Genomic DNA, 20,882 nt, shown 5'->3' with positions numbered 1-20,882 from the left:
TCATGGATATTCAATGGTGGCAGATATTATTATTAACATTATATGCAGGGTATCAAATTTTAGATGAATTACAGATTTATTCTTCAATGAGCGCCCCAGTTTTTGCAGGATTATATGCTGGGTTAGTAATGGGTGATTTAAAAGCAGGTTTAATCATTGGTGGAAGTATGCAGTTGACTGTTTTAGGGGTAGGAACATTTGGTGGTGCATCAAAAATCGATGCCAACTCTGGAACGATCTTAGCAACAGCTTTCTCTATTTCTCTAGGGATGAACCCAGAACAAGCGATTGCAGCCATCGTGGTTCCTGTAGCAAGTTTGATGATCCAATTAGATATTTTGGCACGCTTTGCGAATACGTATTTTGCGCATCGGATCGATCAACATGTGGAAACAATGAATTACAAAGCAATTGAACGGAACTTCTTGATGGGGGCACTACCTTGGGCACTTTCCAGAATGGTTCCTGTATTCTTGGCCCTAGCATTCGGTGGTGGCTTAGTCCAAAATGTTGTGGCTGTTTTAAACGGCGACCTAAAATGGCTAGGTGATGGCTTATCTGTTGCAGGGGCAGTCTTACCAGCAGTCGGGTTTGCAATTTTACTACGCTACCTACCAGTAAAGAAACACATTTCTTATCTGATTTTAGGATTTACGATCACAGCGTTATTAGCAACAGTGTTATCGAATGTCCAATTGTTAGGAACAAGTGTGGCTAGCGTGGTCAAAGATTTCCCAGGAACATTCAATTCATTACCGATGCTTGCTGTGGCATTGATTGGTCTAGCACTGGCAACGATCAGTTATAAGAATGATCAAAAGAATGACCAACATCCAGTAGTAAGTCAGCAATCACAATCTGATGAGGGGGAAATCGAAGATGACGAAATCTAATTATAAATTGACCAAAGAAGATTTTAAGCAGATCAATCGTAGAAGTTTGTTTACTTTCCAATTAGGTTGGAACTATGAAAGAATGCAAGGCTCAGGTTATCTGTATACTATCTTGCCGCAACTTAGAAAAATCTATGGTGATGATACACCTGAATTAAAAGAAATGATGAAAACACATACGCAATTTTTTAATACGTCTAATTTCTTTAACACGATCATTACTGGGATTGATCTTGCTATCGAAGAAAAAGAAGGAGTCTCTTCAAAGGAAACTGTTTCTGGGATGAAAGCAGGGTTGATGGGTTCCTTCGCTGCAATTGGTGATTCTGTATTTGCGGCATTGATCCCGACCATATTTGGAGCTTTAGCCGCAAATATGGCAACAGATGGTAATCCAGTAGGCATCCTTATCTGGATCCTTGCTCAGGTAGCTGTCATGGTCTTTCGTTGGAAACAACTAGAATTTGCATACAAAGAAGGGATTTCTCTAGTTACCACGATGCAATCACGCTTGACTGCATTGACAGATGCGGATACTTTACTAGGAGTTTTCATGGTTGGAGCGTTAGTAGCAACCATGATCAATGTTAAATTCTCATGGACACCAACGATTGGGGATGTAACGTTGAATATGCAAAACTATATCGATATGATCTTACCTAAACTTTTACCAGCTGGCATCGTTGGTGGCGTTTATTGGATGTTAGGTAAGAAAAATATGACACCTACTCGAGCAATCTTCATCGTATTGATCGTATGTGTAGCATTATCTGCATTAGGTGTGATTTCGAAATAAGGGAGAATTGGAAAGATGAGTAGACAACTAGTCTTGATTAGTCACGGTAAATTTTGTGAAGAACTAAAAAACAGTACAGAAATGATCATGGGACCACAAGAAAATATCTATACGATCCCCTTATTGCCTGAAGATGGCGCGGACACGTATAAAGAAAGATTCCTCTCCGTTACAGCACCATTGAAAGATTACGTAGTGCTTTGCGATCTATTGGGTGGGACACCTGCAAATACCGTTTCCAGGCTAATTATGGAAGGTGAAACGATCGAACTATATGCTGGCATGAATTTGCCGATGATCATCGAATTCATCAATTCGCAACTGATTGGAGCAGAACCAGATTTTATTGGTTCAGGTCGTGAGAGTATCGTTTCAGTGAACCAAGTGATTGCTGGCATGGGAGACGATGAAGAAGAATAATCAAGCGCAACTTCTTGACTGTTAATACAACTGGATATAAATAAGGATGTATAAGAGACCATGTATAAAAAAGCCAACGTACCGCGAAATATAGTTTTCTATATTTCGCGGTACATTGGCTTTCGTCGTCATAAAATCAGAAGTGATCTTGATCGATCGAAGAAGCTATTCAGTTACAAATAACTATTTACTATTTACGCTTTTGCTGTTTACCAGCATTCCGACCATTCTTCGCATTGTTTTTTGGTGCTTGTACTTGTTTTTTTGTTTGCTTCGCAGGTTCGGCAGGTGTGACATCTTTACGAGGCGTCACCACTTGTTTTGGCGGATTTTGTTTTAATTCTTCCGCAACTTGCGCTTTTAGTCTTGGTTTCATGATGACATTCGTAATGAATGTTTGTAGACAACTAAAGATCCCACCGACAACCCAGTAAAGAGTGACACCAGCTGGGGCACTAATTGACATGAAGACGATCATAGCGGGTGATACGATCAACATCGTACGCATCGTTTTCTTTTGTTCTTCAGGGATACCGATAGTTGAGATATATCCTTGAAGTAAATAAGCAATACCGGCAATCGCTACTAAAACTAAGCTAGGGTTACCTAGGTCGATCCCGTAAAAGGTTGATTCACGGATGCCTTCTGTATAGCGAGCAGTGAAATATAGCGCAGAAAAGATCGGCATTTGGATCAGAAGCGGCAAACAACCGATACCACCAGTCATACTTAAGCCATTTTCACGATAAACTTGTTGCATTTCAGCTTGTGCAGCCATTTGTTCTTCTCGAGTTGTCGCAGCTTTCAATTTTTGTTGCGCAGCTTCAACTTGTGGTTTTAATGCTTGCATCTTTTCAGATTGGATCATTGTTTTTTTCGATTGACTAATACCTAATGGCAAAATAATGATACGAACGATGACTGTCATCAAGATAACAGCCCAGCCGTAGGACCAATTAAAGTTTTCCACTAAATATGTAATCGCTTGTCCCATTGGGTGAACCAATATACGGTAAATGATTCCTGAAGTGTCAGGGTTACCATTTGAATCCATGCGGACACAACCGGACAAGAAAAGCATGATCGTGACAAGCCCAGAGCCCAATAACCAATTTTTCCATTTATTCATAAAATACTTCCTCTTTTATAATTTTTACACAAGCTTAACTATACTAAAAAAGCGCTCATAATTCAATCAACTTCATAGAAATTTCATAGAAATAACCGATTGGAGGATTAAAAAAGACACCCAATATCAAAAAGAAGAATCAAACTAGAAATGAGGTCGAGACAAAAGTCGTTTAGGTCTATCCCAAGCTTATCTCCTTTTTCTAAAATAAGATGAGCAACGGATATTTCCTTGAAATCATAATATTAGCGCAAAAATAAGAAGTGGAATGTCAATTTTTTCCACTTCTTATTTTTTGGCTATCGAGCTGATCCATAAAAAACTGGCTACATATTGTCGGGTACTTTCCTATCCCTGTGTCACTTGTTCTAACTCTTTCATTTTCTGGACAACCAGTGCTGGGGTGATCGTTTCTTTCATGAAGTGGATCATTTCATCAGGCAAACATGCGCGTTCGGCTACGGCTTGATAGTCACTTTCTGTTAAATGTAAACCCATATCAGCTAAACTCGTTGGTAAGTTCAAGTGATGATAAAAAGGCAGTAAGTGTTCGATTTCTGCTAATTTATTTTCGATCATCAGCTGGACAAGGATACCGTATGCCACTTTGTTTCCATGAAGTTGCTGATGGCTATCAGGGAGTACGGTCATCGCATCGTGAATGGAATGAGCTCCAGCTGTTCGGCCGTAGTCATCGCCAAATCCACCAACCATACCAGCCAATAAAATGTTTGTTTCCACGACATCGATAAAAGCTTGATTGATTTTTTGCTGGTCCATCGCTTCCATTGCCTCTGCACTTTTCTCTAAAAGGATTTCACGGCATCTTAACGCTGCAAATTCCGCTACTTGGACTTCGATAGGCTTGATTGTTAACTGAGAGATGATTGCGTGAGATTCATACCATTTTGCTAAGGTGTCACCAATACCGGCAATCATCATCTCGCGAGGGGAGTGCAAAATGATCTTTGGATCGATCAACACTAAATCATTCGCTTTAGGGAACATATCATAGCGAAGCATCACTCCTTCATCATTATAGACCACACTAAGTGGAGTATAAGCTGCGCACGTCGCAGCTAAGGTAGGTAAGATGATGATTGGTAAGTTTGTCTTATAGGCAATCAATTTTCCTAGATCCGCGACTTTCCCGCCGCCGACTGCAATAATACCATTGAAATCTTTCTTTTTGCATAAAGAAACAAAACTGTCAGCAAGTGGATCGGTACATTCTCCACCATAATATTCAAAAATTTTTGTTATTGATAACTCTGGAAAAACATCTTTTACTGCTTTCCAAGATGTTTTTCCATGGAGGATCAAAACGTTGTCGATATGCCTTTTGTAAAGGTGTTCAGGGAGTGAATCCCATGCGTTTTCTTTTATTTCATACTCTTGAGGGGCTCCGCGAACAATTAAATTTTTTGTCATATAAAAAACTTCTTCCATTATTTTTTTAAATTAATCTTTTTTTATTATAATAGTTATGCTAGTATATTAGCAAGTTATTTATGAATATTTATTCTTTTATAGCTTTATTGATTACATTATTATTCAAAGGTGGCCAAATGGATGAAAAAAGGAATGAACATATTATTAGTGGCGCTGATGTTTCTACTAGTTTTTTTACCAGTAAATGTACAAGGTGCAGAAAAAGATGAAATTTACGAGCGGATAAAACAAAGTGGAGAATTAGTCGTTGGCCTATCTGCGGACTATGCGCCCTATGAATTCCATGCGAATGTGGATGGTAAGGATAAAATCGTTGGTTTTGATGTATCCATTGCCGAAAAGATCGCAAAGAATATGGGTGTGAAACTAAAAGTAGAAGAGCTTGGTTTTGATGCATTATTAGGTGCTTTGAAAACTGGCAAGATCGATTTAGTTATATCTGGTATGGCGGTGACTGAAGAACGTTTACAAGAAGTTGACTTTTCTGACCCATATTTCGTGGTACAGCAAAAAGTACTCGTTCGTAAAGAGGACAAAAATAAATTTAAGACGACAGCCGACTTTTCTGGCTTAGCCGTTGGGGCGCAAAAGCAAACCACACAAGAGGAGTTAGTGAAAAATGAACTGACTGGTGCAGAGTTGACCTCCCTGCAAAAAGTTCCTGATCTGATCAATAATTTGCTGAATGAAAAAGTTGAAGGTGTTGTGCTAGAACAACCAGTTGCAGAAGCATATGCCCAACAGAATAAGAAAGTAGCTTTGACTCCAGTAAAATTTGCGCAAGGTGAAAAAACCACAGCTATTGCGATGTCAAAAAATACACCAGAACTGAAAAATCATGTCAATGCGTCAATCAAAACGATCAATGACGACGGCTTGTTGAAAGACTATCAAAAACAAGCGAATCAATTGATGTTCCAAGATGATCAGTCCTTTCTTCAAAAATACGGTCCGTATTATTTGATTGGAACAAAATACACTATTTTATTAGCGTTTGTGGGTGTATTGTTTGGAATGGTCTTTGGTAGTTTGCTCACACTGATGAAATTGGGTAAGAATAGATTTTTAAAGGCATTAGCCATTATTTATATCGAATACGTACGGGGAACACCTCTCTTAGTTCAAATCTTTATCGTTTACTTCGGAACAGGAGTACTGGGACTGGATCTATCGAAACTAATAGCAGGTTGTATTGCTGTCTCATTGAATAGTGCTGCTTATGTAGCTGAAATTGTTCGGGCTGGGATCAATGCGGTCAACAAAGGACAGATGGAAGCTGCACGTTCTTTAGGGATGGACCAGAAAGAAGCCATGCGTTTCATCATCTTCCCACAAGCAATCAAAAATATTCTTCCAGCTCTAGGAAATGAGTTTGTCACGATCATCAAAGAGTCCTCAGTTGTTTCGGTCATTGGGGTATCGGAATTGATCTTTCAAACGGGCGTGGTACAAGGTGCTAGCTTCAAACCATTCTTACCATATGTGTTGGTCTCTTTGATTTATTTCGTGTTGACCTTCAGTATTTCCCGTATATTAGCTTTAGTTGAAAGGAGAATGGGTCTGAATGCTTAATGTAAAAAAACTGTCAAAAAGTTTTGGCGAGAATGAAGTCTTAAAATCAATTGATCTTTCTGTGAAAGAAGGAGAAGTAGTGGTGATCATTGGCCCTTCAGGAAGTGGGAAAAGTACAATTCTACGTTGTATGAATCTGCTGGAAGAACCAACTTCTGGTGAAATCTTTTTTAAGGGACAAAACATTACAGCCCCTGACAGCGATATCAATCAAATTCGTCAAAAAATGGGAATGGTATTTCAAAGTTTTAATTTGTTTCCCCGTATGAATGTACTCGAAAATTTGACCATCACACCTGTAAAAATCAAAAAAGAAGACCCCAAAAAAGCAAAAGAACATGCTCTATCATTATTGAACCAAGTTGGTCTAAAGGAAAAAGTGGACAGTTATCCTACCAGTTTATCTGGGGGACAGCAACAACGGGTAGCAATTGCTCGAGCATTGGCAATGAATCCTGATGTGATGCTTTTCGATGAACCTACATCTGCACTTGACCCTGAAATGGTCGGTGAAGTGTTGGCCGTCATGCAGGATTTAGCTAAAAAAGGGATGACGATGGTCGTGGTCACTCATGAAATGGGTTTTGCTAAAGAAGTCGCTGATCGTGTGATTTTTATGGCTGACGGCATCATTCAAGAAGAGGGAACACCGAAAGAGATTTTTGAAAATCCGCAAAATAGTCGAACACAGGATTTCTTGAACAAAGTGTTGTAACAAAGATGGAGGAAGTAAGATGGACAAAAGTAAGATTGCACGCCGGTTTCAGCAACCAGCAGAAAATCTGTTGATGAATATTGCTATTTTGGCAAAGGAAAAAAAGAATATTATCGATTTATCGATTGGTGATCCTGATTTGATCACTGATCCGACGATTATTGAAGCAGCTTATACAGATGTAAAAAATGGTGCTACTAATTATACTGCGCCTGATGGCAGCAAAGAATTCTTGTCAACTGTCGTAGATTTTTATCAAAAGAAATATGGATTGAGCGTTGAATGCAACCAAGTTCGAGCTACAGTCGGAGCAATGCACGGGATGTATTTAGTTTTACAGGCATTACTAGATCCAGAGGATGAGGTCATCATCCATGAACCTTATTTTTCACCATATCGGGAACAAGTCATTTTATCTGGAGGCACGCCTGTTTTTGTTCCTACCTATGAAGAAAAGGGCTTCCAGTTGGATGTGGAAGATTTAAAAGCAGCGATTACGGATCGTACAAAGGTGATCGTCATCAATTCGCCGAATAATCCTACGGGAGCTGTTTTTTCTGAAAGCACGTTGAAAAAAATCGCTGAAGTCGCAATCGAAAATGAACTCTATATCATTTCCGATGAGATTTATGAAGACTTTGCCTTTAAAGAGAAGTTCGTACCCATGGCGCGATTTGCGCCCGATAATACGATCACTGTCAGTGGTGTATCGAAGGGGTTTGCGATGACTGGCTGGCGCTTAGGGTACATGATCGCACCAGCATACATCAATCAAATTGCTGGGTTGATCAATGAAAACATCACTTATTCCGCACCGACTGCTTCTCAAAGAGGTGCAATCTATGCATTAAAGCACTATGAACAGCTTGTACCGCCAGTTGTTGAAGTATTCAAAGAACGGTTAGCCTATGTTGAAAAAAGAGTGGCAGAAATCCCTTACTTATCTTTATCTTCTGTTTCTGGAAGCATGTATGCTTTTATTAATATCAGTAAGAGTGGGCTCGATTCAGTAACGTTTGTGGAGGAAGTTTTAGAAAAAAGCGGCGTACTTTTTGTCCCTGGAAAAGCGTTTGGGGAAACAATCGGGGACAACTATATTCGACTAGCTGCGACTCAGCCATTGGAAATTTTAGGTGAAGCCTTTGATCGTTTGGCAAAACTAAATTTTTAGGTAAAACTGGATATTTGAAACAGCTATGCGTATCCATTAGAACAAAGAGGGAAAATGATCCTTTCTAAAGTTGGCTTGTTGATTGGGCAGCGTCAGGATTTGACAACAAAAAAGTGGTAGTGGAAAATCAAAGTCGATTTTCCACTACCACAAAATATTATAGACTCTATTTTATTGAACCAAAATTTTTGAAGTCGTCCCACTTTTACGTATACCTATCACTGGTTACTATGCTCGCTAATAAGAATGTTTTTTGTCGATCTAGGATGGAGAGAGGGACAAACTTTTTCGATTTACATACAGACAGTCCAATTTTTCTGGCATTTTCTATTCATTTCTAGAAGGTCAGCCTGTTACAACAAACTTTTTTCTGTCCTCCATCATCGGATTTTCCTGAAGGTCCACATATTGGACACGTCCGCTGGGACTTGGTGATCGTTTGACTTCTTCCACGAATTTTTTGATTGCCTCATCGTCGCCCGCGGCTTCGATCGTGACAGAGCCGTCATCTTCATTTTTCACTGTTCCGGTGATCCCTAATTGATCCGCTACGATTTTTGTCATATAGCGAAAACCAACGCCTTGTACACGTCCTTGCACGTTCATCTTGATTTTGTTCATTTTATTCACCGTTCTTTCTTTTATTTTTAAATTAATGATACCGACTTTTTTGCTACTGAACAAGTGCAAGGATCTAATTCATGGTATAATCAGTTGAGGTGAAAAATGTGAAAGAGATCCAATCAGCAAAAAATCCAAGAATCAAAGAATTAAAAAAATTACATAAGAAAAAATATCGTGGAGAAAAAGGGGAATATCTGCTTGAAGGGTTTCACCTGATCGAGGAGGCTGTTGCCTCAAATGCGAAGGTCAACGAACTTTTTATTACGCAACGCGGTCTGACTGAGTGGGCTAGTTGGCTTGAAGAAAATCAGGCGCTTTCTGTTACACTAGTATCAGAAGAAGTGATGGCAGCTGTTTCAGATCTACCAACTCCTCAAGGGATCATGGCAGTGGTGGAAGCTGAAAAAAGAGAGATACCGAATTTTGAAGGTGGTTGGTTGCTGCTTGACAACGTACAAGATCCCGGCAATGTAGGGACAATGATCCGCACAGCCGATGCTTTTGGTCTAGCTTGTGTCGTACTAGGTAAGGGAACGGCTGATGTCTACAGTACTAAAGTATTAAGAAGCATGCAGGGGAGCAACTATCATTTACCGATCATCCAAGAAGATCTAACAAAACTATTGCCTATCCTTAAAGAGCAAGGATTTATAACCTATGGAACAGAACTGAATGAAGAAGCAGTGTCCCTGAATGACATCCAGACAACGAAAAATTATGCGATCGTGATGGGGAATGAAGGTCAAGGCGTACGTCCAGAAGTACTGGCGCTAACGGATAAAAATGTTTATATACCGATTCAAGGAAATGCGGAGTCTTTAAATGTAGGAGTTGCAGCGGGCATCATGCTTTATCACTTCTCCGTATAGTTAAGGAACTATTAAGCTTTCTGCATTTTGCGAAAACCTCACTAGAATATTACGAACACTAGTGGTATACTAAGTTCAATTTCAAAGATAAATGGAATTCAAAAAGGTGGCAGATCGATAATTATGACAGAAAAATGGCGTGAAGACGAAGAATATATGTCTTATATAAAAGATCTATTAGAAACTGATGCAGTAAAGAAATTAGCAAATTATACACAACATGTCCACTCGACACGATTAGAGCATTCAATCAGTGTGTCTTACTATAGCTACAAATTAGCGAAAAAATGGGGCGGTGATGCAAGAGCGACTGCTCGAGCAGGCCTTTTACATGATTTATTTTACTACGATTGGCGTACGACGAAGTTCGATGAAGGGACACATGCGTATGTTCATCCAAGGATCGCTGTGAAAAATGCTGAAAAAATCACGGAGCTTTCAGATTTAGAGCGTGATATTATTTTGAAACATATGTGGGGAGCAACGATCGCCCCTCCTAAATATAAAGAAGGTTATATCGTTACTTTTGTGGATAAATATTGTGCAGTCAAAGAAGCAGCCCAACCCATGACAGCTTCAATGAAACAAAAATGGCAACGATATTTCGGTAAAGAACAATCGATTTAAGGTATTTAACTAGGTATTTGACCCGAGGATTTTGGAAAAAATCCTCGGGTTTTTTGTTTAGACATTCAGGTCGAGACAAAAGTCATTTATTCGAGCGTCTGTAGTAAAACTGATTTTTAGATTTATCCCACATTTTTTTGTTTAGACATTGACTAATTGGTCTTTTTACTGTTTACTTTGTTGAGATGAAAAAGTACATAACCAACATAAAAATAAAGGGGGTGATGATAAGATGCGATGTGTATCTTATTTAAAAGAGTTTGAGGGCTTTATCTAGAGGCACTTTGATAGAAAGATCACTTTTTTCTTCAAAGTAGCCGATTTTGAAAGAAGAAAGGACTCAAAGTCATGGAAAAAACAATCAAACCATATCAATATTATTTTATCAAGCGAGAAGTCGAGCAGCTGTTAAACGCCTATAGTTCAGTGAATGATCCAAAGACAGTCCAAACAGTCCAAGCATTAGCGGCTGAAAAGATCCACGAGGTACTTGGTCATCCTAATACAGCTGTAAATGAATTTATGGAGAAGGTACTAGACATCACTCTAAAAAAAGAAAAAGCAGAACGACTATTAGAGGAATTGAAAGTGATCGTTCTTCCATTCATACAACCGACAAAACCGCAGATTGATAAATTATTCCGAAAAGTGAAAAAGTTAAAACAACCAGATTGGAACCAACTGGATTTAAAGGAACATACTTATATTGGTTGGAACGATCCAGGTAGCCAGAAAAAATTTATGATCTATTATGAAGAAGAAAAACTAAAAGGGATCAGTGGAACATTATCTCCTACAATCAACAAAGGGATTTGTTCGATTTGTCAAAGAACTTCAAATGTTTCACTCTTTCTTTCAACCACAAAAACTGGTTCAGATGGAACATACACGAAAAAAGGAAATTATATTTGTCATGATAGTGACCAATGTAATCAGCAGTTGGTACAGTTGGCTCCTTTTTACGAATTCACAGAACGAGTGAAATGTGAGCGGTGATCTCATTGTATTTTTCTGAAAAATATGCTATCTTATTTGGTGAAGTGAATAGGTGATGGTGTTCGCCTTTAAACGTTGATCGTAAGATAACTAATGACGCCTACTAAAGAAACGGGACTACCCCTTTTTTTAGTAGGCGTTTTTTTGAGGAGGAAATGAGATGGAAAATCGATTACCTGATCCATTGAAGGTGATCATCTATATGATCAAATGGTTATTGATTGCAGCAATTTTAGGTATTTTTATGGGAAGTTTATCCGCATTCTTCCTAACTAGTTTGACTGATGTGACAGCTATTCGGCTAGATCACCCTTGGCTACTTTTTCTTTTGCCGATAAGTGGAGGATTTTTTGCTTATCTATATACGACTTATGGGGGCAATTCTTCACGAGGAAACAATTTAGTGATCGATCAAGGGAATGGAGGAAATGGAAAGATTCCATTACGGCTGATCCCTCTAACCTTATTCGGCACGATTACCACACATCTTTTTGGTGGTTCTGTTGGTCGGGAGGGCACAGCGGTCCAAATGGGCGGGGCACTTGCTGAGAACTTTGCTCGTTGGCTCAAATTGAACAACATCGAGCGTGAGACTCTTGTCATCAGTGGGATCAGTGCAGGTTTTAGCTCAGTGTTTGGGACACCCTTGGCTGGGACATTGTTTGGATTAGAAGTATTGGCAATCGGAAAAGTGAGAACCGAAGCACTGTTTCCAAGCTTTTTTGCAGCACTTTTTGCGAACTTTGTAACGGAAAGTTTCAATGTCAAGCATACTCATTATCAAATGGGGACGATTCCTGCATGGGACCCTTCACTTTTTTTCAAACTGTTGCTTGCGGGCATTGCATTTGGCATCATTGGCTGGCTCTTTAGCCGTTCGATCGTCTGGTTAAAAGCTTGGTATGCAAAGCGGATCCCCCATCCAGTTTTACGCAATTTTATTGGAGGAGCAGTCGTGGTACTCATAGCAGTGATTTTACAGACGCAAAGATATCTCGGACTAAGCTTGCCTTTATTGCAAGATGCATTTAATGGAAGTGCACATTTTTATGATTTTCTTGGAAAACTTGGCTTTACCGTTCTATCACTTGGTGCGGGGTACCAAGGAGGCGAAGTGACTCCTTTGTTTGAGATTGGGGCAACTTTAGGTGCGACATTAGCCCCTATTCTTCATGTATCAGTACCTTTTTTAGCAGGATTAGGGTTTATTGGGGTGTTCTCTGGAGCAACGAATACACCGATTGCTTGCTTTGTTATGGGGATCGAACTTTTTGGAGGTCAAGCAGCCAGCTATTTCTTTATGATCTGTTTGATTAGCTTTATGTGTTCAGGAAATAGTGGAATCTATTCTGCGCAAAAAGTTGAAGTGAAAAAAGGGATCTTGTTCTTACCGATCCTTGGAAGAATCTCACGACAAAAAGAGAAATAAAAAATGGAGTGCCGCAAGGCCTCCATTTTTTATTGAGCGAATTTGAGAATAAGAGCAGAAAATACTGCAAAGCCAACCATCAAGCCACAGATGATAAGATGGCGTTTTTTGTGTAAGACAAGAATGGCAATAAATTCTCTTAAGATAGCATTCGGTAAGTAGTATAGTGCAGTTTTTGCACCGATTCCGTTTGCACTAAGTTTCGCTTGCCGCGCATATAGTCCAGCTCTAAAGATATGGTAATTATTTGAAGTAAAAATCGCGCGATAAGGCCCATTCATTTGCTGATCCATTATTTCTTTTGAAAACAGCATATTTTCTAGCGTCGTTGTGGAATTTGTTTCTACTAAAATATCACGCTCGGGAATCCCTTTTTCTAAAGCATATTGCTTCATTGCAATGGCTTCAGCTACTTTTTCATCGGTTCCTTTTCCTCCTGACATGAGCAAGACTGGTGGATTCAAAGTTGCTTTACTTTGTGCCCAATAAAATGCGATCGCCTTATTGATCCTTTTAGCAAGTAGGGGAGATACGCGTTCACCATCAATCAAACCAGCGCCGAGAACAACGATATAATCTTGGTTATACCTTGGACGGTTGAACTGATACAAAATTGAAACAGTCATAAAATTAAAGAAAACGATGAGTAGATAAGCAAAAATAAACGGAATGACAGCAAATAGAGCATTTGCCCATTGTGGGAGCCAACGGACTAATGTATAGTCCAATATCAAAAAGATAGTCAAAGCAACTCCTAACAAGAGAGTCAAAAGATTGGCCAAAGAACGGGATTCTTTTTTCATGACTACAACACCATTCCAAAATAAAAAAATGATCAAAATGTAGATACCGATTGCCAAAAGAATTAATATTGGTATCCCGATCAAAGCCAATAACCCACCGATAAAGATATTTTGCGTCTCTATTAGTAGCCACCCTAGATAACCACCAAAGACAATCAAAAACGTATTAAAAAGTAGGCCATTGATTAACCTACGTTTCTCCTTAAAATAGAAAAATGCAAAAATACTGAAAAATAGCAATGGAATCAAAAAATAAAATGTATGATAAAAAACTTCTAAAACGACGAAGTAAGTGACCATCATCATAAAAGTCCACGTCCCACAATAAAAGAATAGAGCGGGATCGCTTTGGCGCTTGCGCCAATAGAGGATGCCTGACATTCCTAAAATATAGATAACTAAAAATATCAGGTCTCTAGTAAGATTCATTGAATGAACTCCTTTCGATTTGTAATTTTTTTCTTAAAAAAGATAGCATCATTTAGTAGTAAATACAGCGGATATAGATAAGTTAGTTACTAAATAGTCAATCAGTTTTTTCACGACGTTTCTATTATAACGAATTATGTTGAAAAAAGCTTTTATCGAAAACATAAATCTTCAAATTAACAGATTTTTTAGACCTCGATCTTGAGGAAGATTTTTGTAGATACAAATAACTGTAGCATTGAAAATGAATGCGAAAACGATATTTTTTTTTATTGGAAAATATCGGTCAAGCAACAAACCAGTTGCATAATAAAATGTTAACGGCAACAAAATCTATGGAAGGAATGAACCGGATGATTTGATGGGAAAAACAAGATGGACAAGAAGTATACACAGTAAAACGTGGAACAAGTAGGCCAGAATGAAAAAAACAGTATTTATCCACTCGCTTTTTTATACATTCACTGTCACAAATATAATCGAAAGTAATTCTATTTTGAGATAAAGTATTTTATAGGAGATAGTATATGAACAAAAAAAGATTTAAACGTATTGAAAGAAAATTTGCATTAACTTATGACCAAGCTAAGTATTTGAAAACACTATTTCCAAAACAGGTAGTTCGGGATAAATATAGTAATCATTTTATTTCTTCCTTGTATTTTGATACAAACGATCATCACTTTTTAAAAGAAATCACTACAGAAAAGTCCTATCGAGAAAAATTTAGAATCAGAAAATATGGAGATCCTCAGGACATATCGCCTATCTACTTAGAGATAAAAAGAAAGTTTCAAGGAATGACAGATAAACGTAGAATAAAATTAGCGCATCATGAGCTTGATGATATGCTGGAAAATATCGAGTTGGCAGAGACCACATTCAGTAATTTAGAAGAAGAGTATATTTTTAATGAAATACAGTGGTTGTTCAGAAGGTTGGCATTGGAGCCCAAAGTATATATCTATTATTTAAGAGAAGCATTTGTAAATAGGGATTCAGAAGATATGCGCATCACTTTTGATCAAAATATCTATTACCGTCTAATGAACTTAACGACTTGGGAACATTGTGCAGAAGACAATCTGGTAGCGCCAGAAATCGATGTGCTGATGGAAGTAAAAACGACAGGAGAAATACCTGAATGGTTACAAGTAGGATTGGATAGGATGAGCAAAAAAGAGATAAAATTTTCTAAATATAAACAAGTCTATAAAAGATATATCCAAGAGGACCCGCTCTATGTTCAATAGTGTCTTAAAAAATGAGCCTTCTCAACTCACACTAGATGATTTCTTTTTATGTATGGTGGTGTCGATTTTGCTAGGCATTCTGATTGCTTACACCCATATGTATCAAAACAACTGTACAAAAAACTTCATGTTTGCCTTGATTGGGTTACCTACTTTAGTACATACCGTCATTTTGTTGATCAACGGTAACTTAGGTACGGGGATCGCTGTTCTGGGCGCATTTAACTTAGTGCGATTCCGGTCTGCTCAAGGGAATTCAAGAGATATTTTCAGTATTTTTTGGGCAACGTCGATTGGTTTAGCCACAGGGACGGGGTATATTGTCTATGCACTATTAGTATCTAGTATAGTTGCTGCTATCCAAGTCATCATCTTCACGCTTCCAATCAAAAATAAACATACAGTTTTTAATACTGAAAAAACGATCAAGCTAAAAGTTTCTAAATCCTTGTTTCTTTCGAATATTATTGAAGAAAAAATTGCAGAATATACAGAAAACTGCAATTTAAAAAAAGTAAAAATCAATAAAGAAACTTGCTCCTTACACTATATAGTAAAAGTAAAAACGAGTATGCTTGAAAAAGAATTGGTTCGAACGATCATGGAGCATCCAGAAGTCATTTCGATCACTGTAGGTATGGACAAATCGAATAAATTATTGTGATAACTAAGAAAAAGAAAGTACTTAACAAGGAAGTGAGGTCCCAATGCCAAAGCTTAGCGGAGGCTCTTCAATAAAGTACTTTCTTTTTATCTTCAGTAACTACTGGTAAAACTGAGAGCAAGCTTTTTTGAAAAGACAGCGATAAAGATCAACCGCCCTTTTTATCTCGAGCAATTTTCTTGCAAGGCTGTTTCATAGATCTTAAACGAGTCATCAACAGTCAAAGATGCGATGGCCAGAAAAGATTTGCGTTTAGTTCGTCGGTATCTGATAGCTGGAAATCTAAGGAAGACTATACATTCTGTTTCTTAAATTCCACTAGTTGATAGATATCAGCCAATTGTTCTAGATGATCAACATCAAAGATAACCGAAAGATGTTTCCTTTTGTTCCCGTTTTCTTGAAGAGTTTTATCTTCTCTTTGGTTCCTTCACTTAATGAGAGCGTGACTAATTCCTCCCTCATTTTTTCTGGAAAATGAAAGGATACTTTGAAAAATCCGTCCCAAATAGAAAGCCAGAAGATCGGTTTTACTTTCTGTGAACCACGTGATGTGGTCCATTTGTATTCACCTTTTGATAGCCAAGCTTTTCCATCATTATAAAACCGCCAATCCATAAGAGTGATTCCTTGGCTTTTTATATTCCTAATGAACTCTTCGTATAGTATAGTTGCTTCTCCTAGTCCAGCAGAGATCAATTCCTCAGTTGGCTTGACTGTTGCATCTTGCAATAATTGTTGCTTTTCACCCATCCTTATTTCCTCTGAAACTTCCATTTACCTGATTATACCAAAGTAATCAGAAGGGCCAAAAGAAAACCCACATACTTCGCATCATGTACTCATGCAGTGTACCAAGATTTAGTTGATCTTATCGAGGAGTTACAGTTTTGTTGCTCGGAGTTTTGTTAACCATTCGCTTTGGACACAAAAAAAGAATGTGGGATAAATCTAAAAATCAGTTTTGCTACAGATTCTCGAATAAACGGCGAGAGCAGAAGCAACTCCTTCTTAAATAAGCCGAAATTCACAAAAATTTGAAAAGCAATTTTCGTTCATTTCTTCTTATTTCTCGGAGTTAAACACTTCTGTCCCAGCCTCTCTCAAATAAACGGCGTCCAAAAGTCAGGTTTTCCGGAAATTTCAAAAAAAAAACGAACAATACAAAAAGCGTATTGTTCGTTTTTCTCTTCAATTTCTCACACCTAAACGACTTTTGTCTCGACCTCTTTTTGGTGACTATTTCATGATGTTAAAATAAATTACTGAAAAATTCTGTAATATGGCGCCAACCAATGACAAAAATATTTGCTTTTTCAACAGTAGAAGTGGTGATGATGTCTGTCGAAGGCTCTTGATTTGCTTCCAAATAGCCTAATTTGTCATCAGCTAATTGGATCGTTGCTGAGCCAATTGTAGTGCCTTTGTTGATAGGAGCGGTCACTTGGTCATCCGTTACTTTCTTTTTATCAAGTGTTGGAGTAATCGTTAATTTTCCATTATCCATTCCATTTTCGACCCAGACTTTTACAGGACTTTTTAGCGCAACATTGACGGAGGTTTCTTTACCATCTTTCACTTTGATGTCTTTTAGGCTTGGAATGCTTGCATTTGCTTTTCCAAGTTCTTTTTCTGACCAGTTGTCATAACAATAATCCATCAATCGTGACGTTTCATTGAAACGGGCACTTGGATTTTCTTCATGGTTATCTGCATTTAAAACCACTGTGATGATTCGTCGGCCATCTTTGTTGATTGTTCCGACAAAGCATGCACCCGCAAAATCAGTTGTGCCAGTTTTTAATCCATCGACACCTTCATGATAGTTTACAAAACCAGGTAGCATCCAGTTCCAATTGACCATTTCAACCGGTGACTGTGTGTTTTCGCCGAATGTTTGATTTGTGGTACTCGTGATTTTTAAGACTTCAGGGTAATCTAAGATGAGGTGACGAGCAACAATAGCGACATCTTTCGCAGACAGTTGATTTTCATCTGTTTCACCAGTATTCTCAGGTCGATTCTCACCTAGGTAAGAATTGTTTAAACCTGATGCATTGACGATCGTTGCATCTTTGATGCCCCAATCTTTTAGTTGTTTCTTCATTAACTCAAGAAATTTACTTTCACTGCCTGCAACTTTTTCAGCTAAAGCAACCATGGAAGCATTAGCTGATTGGATGAAAGCTGAGTCAACAAGTTCTTTCACTGTATAATCATTTTCTTTATGCAAAGGAACATTCGATAGATCCGGCACGACGCTTAATTTTTCTGCATAATCCGAAATGGCTACCTTATCTTCCCAAGATAATTTACCTTCTTTGATTTGTTCAAGTACGATATATAGACCAATGATCTTTGTGATGGAAGCAATTCCCATCGTTTTTTCGCCATCCTGATCATAAAGGATTTTTCCACTTTCTGCATCTACGGCAAAGGCAGCTTTGGCATTTATTTTAAATGCGTCGTCTGCTTGAACAGTTGCGCTAGGCAAGAAAGAAGTGATACATAAGATAAGACTTGCTAATAGTACAATAAAACGGGTATTTTTTTTGAACATCTTTGTTCTCCTCATTTTTAAATTGATTCTTACAACTTAGAATATTATCAGAGAGAACAAAAGGTTTCAATGGTTCTGAAAAAAACCTTATAAAGAACAAGTCTTATTAATGAAGAATCAGAGAAAGTTATCTTTTGGGTTCATTGACACGAACTTTGACTGGCTGTACTTCGGGTTCGTTTAGGCGTGATGCTGCAAAAAGAGCGCCTGCTGAGAGTGCGACCAAACTAAAAATCATGAATAATTGCATAAGATCACCTCGTTCTTTTTTGTTTTTTTATAGTATAGCAAGAGAGTTTGAAGCTACTGTTAAGGAAATGAGCATATAATTGATAAAAGTATGAAAAAAATATGAAGTAGGACAACACAACTAAAATTCGATCAGGTATTTCTCTGGTAGGAATTCGTTTTATTGTATTGATAAAATGGGATGTGGTAGACTTTATTTACAGATACAAAGAAATGATTTTTTTAGGAGGGGTACGTTTATGGCAAAAAAAGAAAAAGAATTATTATCACAATTGACTTCAGAAGGTACCAAAGGACCGTTTGTCACGATTATGTTAAACACCCATGTTGCGCATCAAGACGTAGAAAAAGATCAAATCAAATTCAAGAATTTTGCAAAGGAAGCGAAAAAGCGCTTTGAAAAGAAATACTCTGAGCATGATTGGTCCCCATTCCAAGAAAAAATTACTAGTTTGTTGGACGATCCGTCTTTCTGGCGTAGTGCCACAACGAGTGTAGCTGTCATAGTATCACCAGAACGAGTGTTTATCCACCGTTTGGGGATTCCTGTAGATGACCAGTATTATGTGAGTGATCTACCTTATTTATTAGCGATCATCAAAAATGGACATTTCAACTATTCATACTATTTATTAGGATTGAATCGTGATTCGATGAAATTGTACGAAGTAACGAATAAACAAGTCAAAGAAGTGGCTTTGCCTGAAGATGCACCAAAAGATGTCGTCACTGCTTTAGGATCTGAACTAACAGGAGGCGGGTTGAACTACGCATCAAATGGTAGTGAAGGTACGACGTTCCATGGAGTCAACCCTAAAGATGAAGAAATCGAAATTGATTGGGTCAATTATTATCAAGCAGTCGATGACTATTTGAAAGATACATTTGAAAATCCAGAGAAATGGCCTATCTTCTTATTTGCACTACCAGAAAATCAGACGATGTTCAAAAAAGTGGCGAAGAACCCTTATTATCGTTCCGATATTGCGATCTCAGCTTCACCTGCACAACATTCATTAAAAGAAATTGAAGCAGGCGCAAAAAAACTATCGCAAGAATTAGCTGTCAAAGAAGCAAGTGACTACAATAAGTTGCTTGATAAAAAGTTCATTGATCAACTCGTTGATATTATACCGGCAGCAAAAGAAGGGAAAATATCCCATTTATTCATTGCTACATCTAATTTAGCAGATGGTTTTGGCGAAGATCCAGAAACAGAATATGACCGCCGTCAAGTGCTGAATGAACTAGCAGATAATGTGATCACGAACGGTGGTCAGGTCTTTATCCTTGAACAAAAAGATGCACCAGACGAAAAGAGTTTAGTTGCGATTTTACGTTATTGAGTGAAAAACTAGTGAAACTATGACAGAAGTGTTTAACTCCAAGAAAAGGAGTTTCCTCTGTTTCAGCCGTTGGATTCATCTTTAGCGAGAGACAAAAGTGTTCCTAATTTTTGCCTCTCGCTCATTATTTTTGTGCTTTAGTCGCATTGGCTTTGCGAGGGGAATGTACTTTTCTCAGAAAAACGAACCTTACAGTTGAGAGGGGATAGATGCGCATACTAATTTTTATCAGTTAAAAAATGATGTGGATCATTAGAGAATTCCAAAGTTCGTTCATCCTTTTTTCAGATAATAAATTGAAATTTTTCGCAAAAGTGAAAATGGGAAATAGAAATTTTCTGAATCTTATAGGGGGATTTCGAGAAAACGTTCGTTTATTTGCGAATATATCTTCTAAATAAGAGAGTAAATACAAAAAAATAAGGAAAAACTCTGGTAATTTTGTAAACGGTATGATATAGTAAGAATGTAGTTTTTGTTCGGTAATCTGTGGTAGCTTGTTTCAAATAAACATCTTCCAGATATACACCATTCAAGTAATTGCAAAATATGTGTTGATACACAAGGAGGATTTTTATTATGGAAACAGGTACAGTAAAATGGTTTAACTCAGAAAAAGGTTTTGGATTTATCACAGCAGAAAACGGTAACGACGTATTCGTTCATTTCTCAGCTATCCAAGGCGACGGCTTCAAAACTTTAGAAGAAGGCCAAACAGTAAACTTCGATGTTGAAGAAGGTCAACGTGGCCCTCAAGCAACTAACGTTGTTAAAGCTTAATCAACCTATATAATTTATAAAGCTCGGAGAAACTATTCAATTAGTTTTCCGAGCTTTTTTGTCTTGAGCAACTGTTTTATCTATTGTGAACTCCCCATCTTTATG

At 37.9% G+C, this 20,882-nt stretch carries 21 protein-coding genes, 1 pseudogene and 1 riboswitch; of the genes and pseudogenes, 14 read left to right on the top strand and 8 right to left on the bottom strand.

Translation table 11 applies throughout. The annotated features are described in order from the left end of the window. Nucleotides 1–2 precede the first annotated feature (2 nt). The 3 genes from IGI47_RS10295 to IGI47_RS10285 are packed head-to-tail and all read left to right on the top strand — an operon-like array spanning nucleotide 3 to nucleotide 2,109. A complete protein-coding gene (locus tag IGI47_RS10295; RefSeq protein WP_438784145.1) occupies nucleotides 3–893 on the top strand; it encodes a PTS mannose/fructose/sorbose/N-acetylgalactosamine transporter subunit IIC in 891 nt (296 codons plus the stop codon). Next, nucleotides 880–1,689, top strand: coding sequence for a PTS system mannose/fructose/sorbose family transporter subunit IID (locus IGI47_RS10290; protein WP_438784143.1), 810 nt, complete (start codon nucleotides 880–882; stop codon nucleotides 1,687–1,689). The genes IGI47_RS10295 and IGI47_RS10290 overlap by 14 nt, the downstream gene beginning before the upstream one ends. A 15-nt stretch (nucleotides 1,690–1,704) precedes the next feature. Then, a complete protein-coding gene (locus tag IGI47_RS10285; RefSeq protein WP_311929341.1) occupies nucleotides 1,705–2,109 on the top strand; it encodes a PTS sugar transporter subunit IIA in 405 nt (134 codons plus the stop codon). A gap of 190 nt (nucleotides 2,110–2,299) precedes the next feature. Here IGI47_RS10285 and yidC read toward each other — a convergent pair whose 3' ends face one another. Both yidC and IGI47_RS10275 read right to left on the bottom strand, forming a co-directional pair. Further along, nucleotides 2,300–3,238 (bottom strand): membrane protein insertase YidC, encoded by a 939-nt coding sequence (gene yidC, locus IGI47_RS10280; protein WP_005875520.1) that lies wholly within the window; start codon nucleotides 3,236–3,238, stop codon nucleotides 2,300–2,302. Between the two features lie 348 nt (nucleotides 3,239–3,586). Beyond that, complete coding sequence (locus tag IGI47_RS10275; protein WP_438784142.1) at nucleotides 3,587–4,669, bottom strand: iron-containing alcohol dehydrogenase family protein; 1,083 nt, start codon at nucleotides 4,667–4,669, stop codon at nucleotides 3,587–3,589. Nucleotides 4,670–4,810: 141 nt separating this feature from the next. On the opposite strand from IGI47_RS10275, the gene IGI47_RS10270 reads away from it, so the two are divergent. The 3 genes from IGI47_RS10270 to IGI47_RS10260 are packed head-to-tail and all read left to right on the top strand — an operon-like array spanning nucleotide 4,811 to nucleotide 8,148. Next, entirely contained in the window at nucleotides 4,811–6,262 is a 1,452-nt protein-coding gene (locus IGI47_RS10270; protein ID WP_438784140.1) for an ABC transporter substrate-binding protein/permease, read from the top strand. Further along, on the top strand, nucleotides 6,255–6,977 hold the full coding sequence (locus IGI47_RS10265; RefSeq protein WP_438784138.1) for an amino acid ABC transporter ATP-binding protein: 723 nt from the start codon (nucleotides 6,255–6,257) through the stop codon (nucleotides 6,975–6,977). The genes IGI47_RS10270 and IGI47_RS10265 overlap by 8 nt, the downstream gene beginning before the upstream one ends. A 19-nt stretch (nucleotides 6,978–6,996) precedes the next feature. Next, complete coding sequence (locus IGI47_RS10260; protein ID WP_438784136.1) at nucleotides 6,997–8,148, top strand: pyridoxal phosphate-dependent aminotransferase; 1,152 nt, start codon at nucleotides 6,997–6,999, stop codon at nucleotides 8,146–8,148. Between the two features lie 345 nt (nucleotides 8,149–8,493). Here IGI47_RS10260 and IGI47_RS10255 read toward each other — a convergent pair whose 3' ends face one another. After that, nucleotides 8,494–8,769, bottom strand: coding sequence for an acylphosphatase (locus IGI47_RS10255; protein ID WP_311929335.1), 276 nt, complete (start codon nucleotides 8,767–8,769; stop codon nucleotides 8,494–8,496). Nucleotides 8,770–8,876: 107 nt separating this feature from the next. Here IGI47_RS10255 and IGI47_RS10250 point away from each other — a divergent pair, with 107 nt between their 5' ends. The 4 genes from IGI47_RS10250 (at nucleotide 8,877) to IGI47_RS10235 (ending at nucleotide 12,693) form a co-directional block, all read left to right on the top strand. After that, nucleotides 8,877–9,641 carry a TrmH family RNA methyltransferase gene (locus IGI47_RS10250; protein ID WP_311929334.1) on the top strand — a complete coding sequence of 255 codons (765 nt, stop codon included), beginning with the start codon at nucleotides 8,877–8,879 and terminating at the stop codon, nucleotides 9,639–9,641. 123 nt (nucleotides 9,642–9,764) lie between these two features. Beyond that, the gene (locus IGI47_RS10245) at nucleotides 9,765–10,268 is read left to right on the top strand and encodes an HD domain-containing protein (RefSeq protein WP_016177482.1); all 504 of its coding nucleotides are present in this window, start codon (nucleotides 9,765–9,767) and stop codon (nucleotides 10,266–10,268) included. A gap of 348 nt (nucleotides 10,269–10,616) precedes the next feature. After that, complete coding sequence (locus IGI47_RS10240; RefSeq protein WP_311929332.1) at nucleotides 10,617–11,264, top strand: FusB/FusC family EF-G-binding protein; 648 nt, start codon at nucleotides 10,617–10,619, stop codon at nucleotides 11,262–11,264. A 42-nt stretch (nucleotides 11,265–11,306) separates the two neighbouring features. Next, nucleotides 11,307–11,374: riboswitch (Fluoride riboswitch) on the top strand. A 50-nt stretch (nucleotides 11,375–11,424) separates the two neighbouring features. Beyond that, the gene (locus IGI47_RS10235; protein ID WP_438784133.1) at nucleotides 11,425–12,693 is read left to right on the top strand and encodes a voltage-gated chloride channel family protein; all 1,269 of its coding nucleotides are present in this window, start codon (nucleotides 11,425–11,427) and stop codon (nucleotides 12,691–12,693) included. A 29-nt stretch (nucleotides 12,694–12,722) separates the two neighbouring features. Here the strand turns inward: IGI47_RS10235 and IGI47_RS10230 are convergent, their stop codons facing one another. After that, the gene (locus IGI47_RS10230; RefSeq protein ID WP_438784131.1) at nucleotides 12,723–13,925 is read right to left on the bottom strand and encodes a YdcF family protein; all 1,203 of its coding nucleotides are present in this window, start codon (nucleotides 13,923–13,925) and stop codon (nucleotides 12,723–12,725) included. Between the two features lie 527 nt (nucleotides 13,926–14,452). Between IGI47_RS10230 and IGI47_RS10225 the strand changes: the two genes are divergently transcribed. Both IGI47_RS10225 and IGI47_RS10220 read left to right on the top strand, forming a co-directional pair. Next, entirely contained in the window at nucleotides 14,453–15,178 is a 726-nt protein-coding gene (locus tag IGI47_RS10225) for a polyphosphate polymerase domain-containing protein (protein ID WP_311929327.1), read from the top strand. Continuing rightward, nucleotides 15,168–15,842, top strand: a complete 675-nt coding sequence (locus IGI47_RS10220; RefSeq protein ID WP_311929326.1) for a DUF4956 domain-containing protein — start codon at nucleotides 15,168–15,170, stop codon at nucleotides 15,840–15,842. Before IGI47_RS10225 ends, IGI47_RS10220 begins: the two co-directional genes overlap by 11 nt. Nucleotides 15,843–16,187: 345 nt before the next feature. Here IGI47_RS10220 and IGI47_RS10215 read toward each other — a convergent pair whose 3' ends face one another. The 4 genes and pseudogenes from IGI47_RS10215 to IGI47_RS10200 form a co-directional block, all read right to left on the bottom strand. Continuing rightward, a complete protein-coding gene (locus tag IGI47_RS10215) occupies nucleotides 16,188–16,595 on the bottom strand; it encodes a DUF3788 family protein (RefSeq protein ID WP_438784130.1) in 408 nt (135 codons plus the stop codon). Nucleotides 16,596–16,819: 224 nt separating this feature from the next. Beyond that, nucleotides 16,820–16,939, bottom strand: a pseudogene (locus IGI47_RS10210) (DUF3788 family protein); the annotation flags it as partial. Between the two features lie 155 nt (nucleotides 16,940–17,094). Then, on the bottom strand, nucleotides 17,095–18,402 hold the full coding sequence (locus IGI47_RS10205) for a serine hydrolase (protein ID WP_438784128.1): 1,308 nt from the start codon (nucleotides 18,400–18,402) through the stop codon (nucleotides 17,095–17,097). Nucleotides 18,403–18,529: 127 nt separating this feature from the next. After that, nucleotides 18,530–18,652 carry a hypothetical protein gene (locus IGI47_RS10200; protein ID WP_438784126.1) on the bottom strand — a complete coding sequence of 41 codons (123 nt, stop codon included), beginning with the start codon at nucleotides 18,650–18,652 and terminating at the stop codon, nucleotides 18,530–18,532. Nucleotides 18,653–18,890: 238 nt separating this feature from the next. On the opposite strand from IGI47_RS10200, the gene IGI47_RS10195 reads away from it, so the two are divergent. Beyond that, on the top strand, nucleotides 18,891–19,997 hold the full coding sequence (locus IGI47_RS10195; RefSeq protein WP_438784125.1) for a baeRF6 domain-containing protein: 1,107 nt from the start codon (nucleotides 18,891–18,893) through the stop codon (nucleotides 19,995–19,997). A gap of 579 nt (nucleotides 19,998–20,576) precedes the next feature. Next, a complete protein-coding gene (locus IGI47_RS10190; RefSeq protein WP_005875554.1) occupies nucleotides 20,577–20,777 on the top strand; it encodes a cold-shock protein in 201 nt (66 codons plus the stop codon). Nucleotides 20,778–20,882: the final 105 nt, after the last annotated feature.

It is taken from the genome of Enterococcus sp. AZ191, from assembly GCF_051713845.1.
Taxonomy (GTDB): domain Bacteria; phylum Bacillota; class Bacilli; order Lactobacillales; family Enterococcaceae; genus Enterococcus_B; species Enterococcus_B durans.
This window is presented reverse-complemented; position numbering and strand designations above follow the sequence as displayed.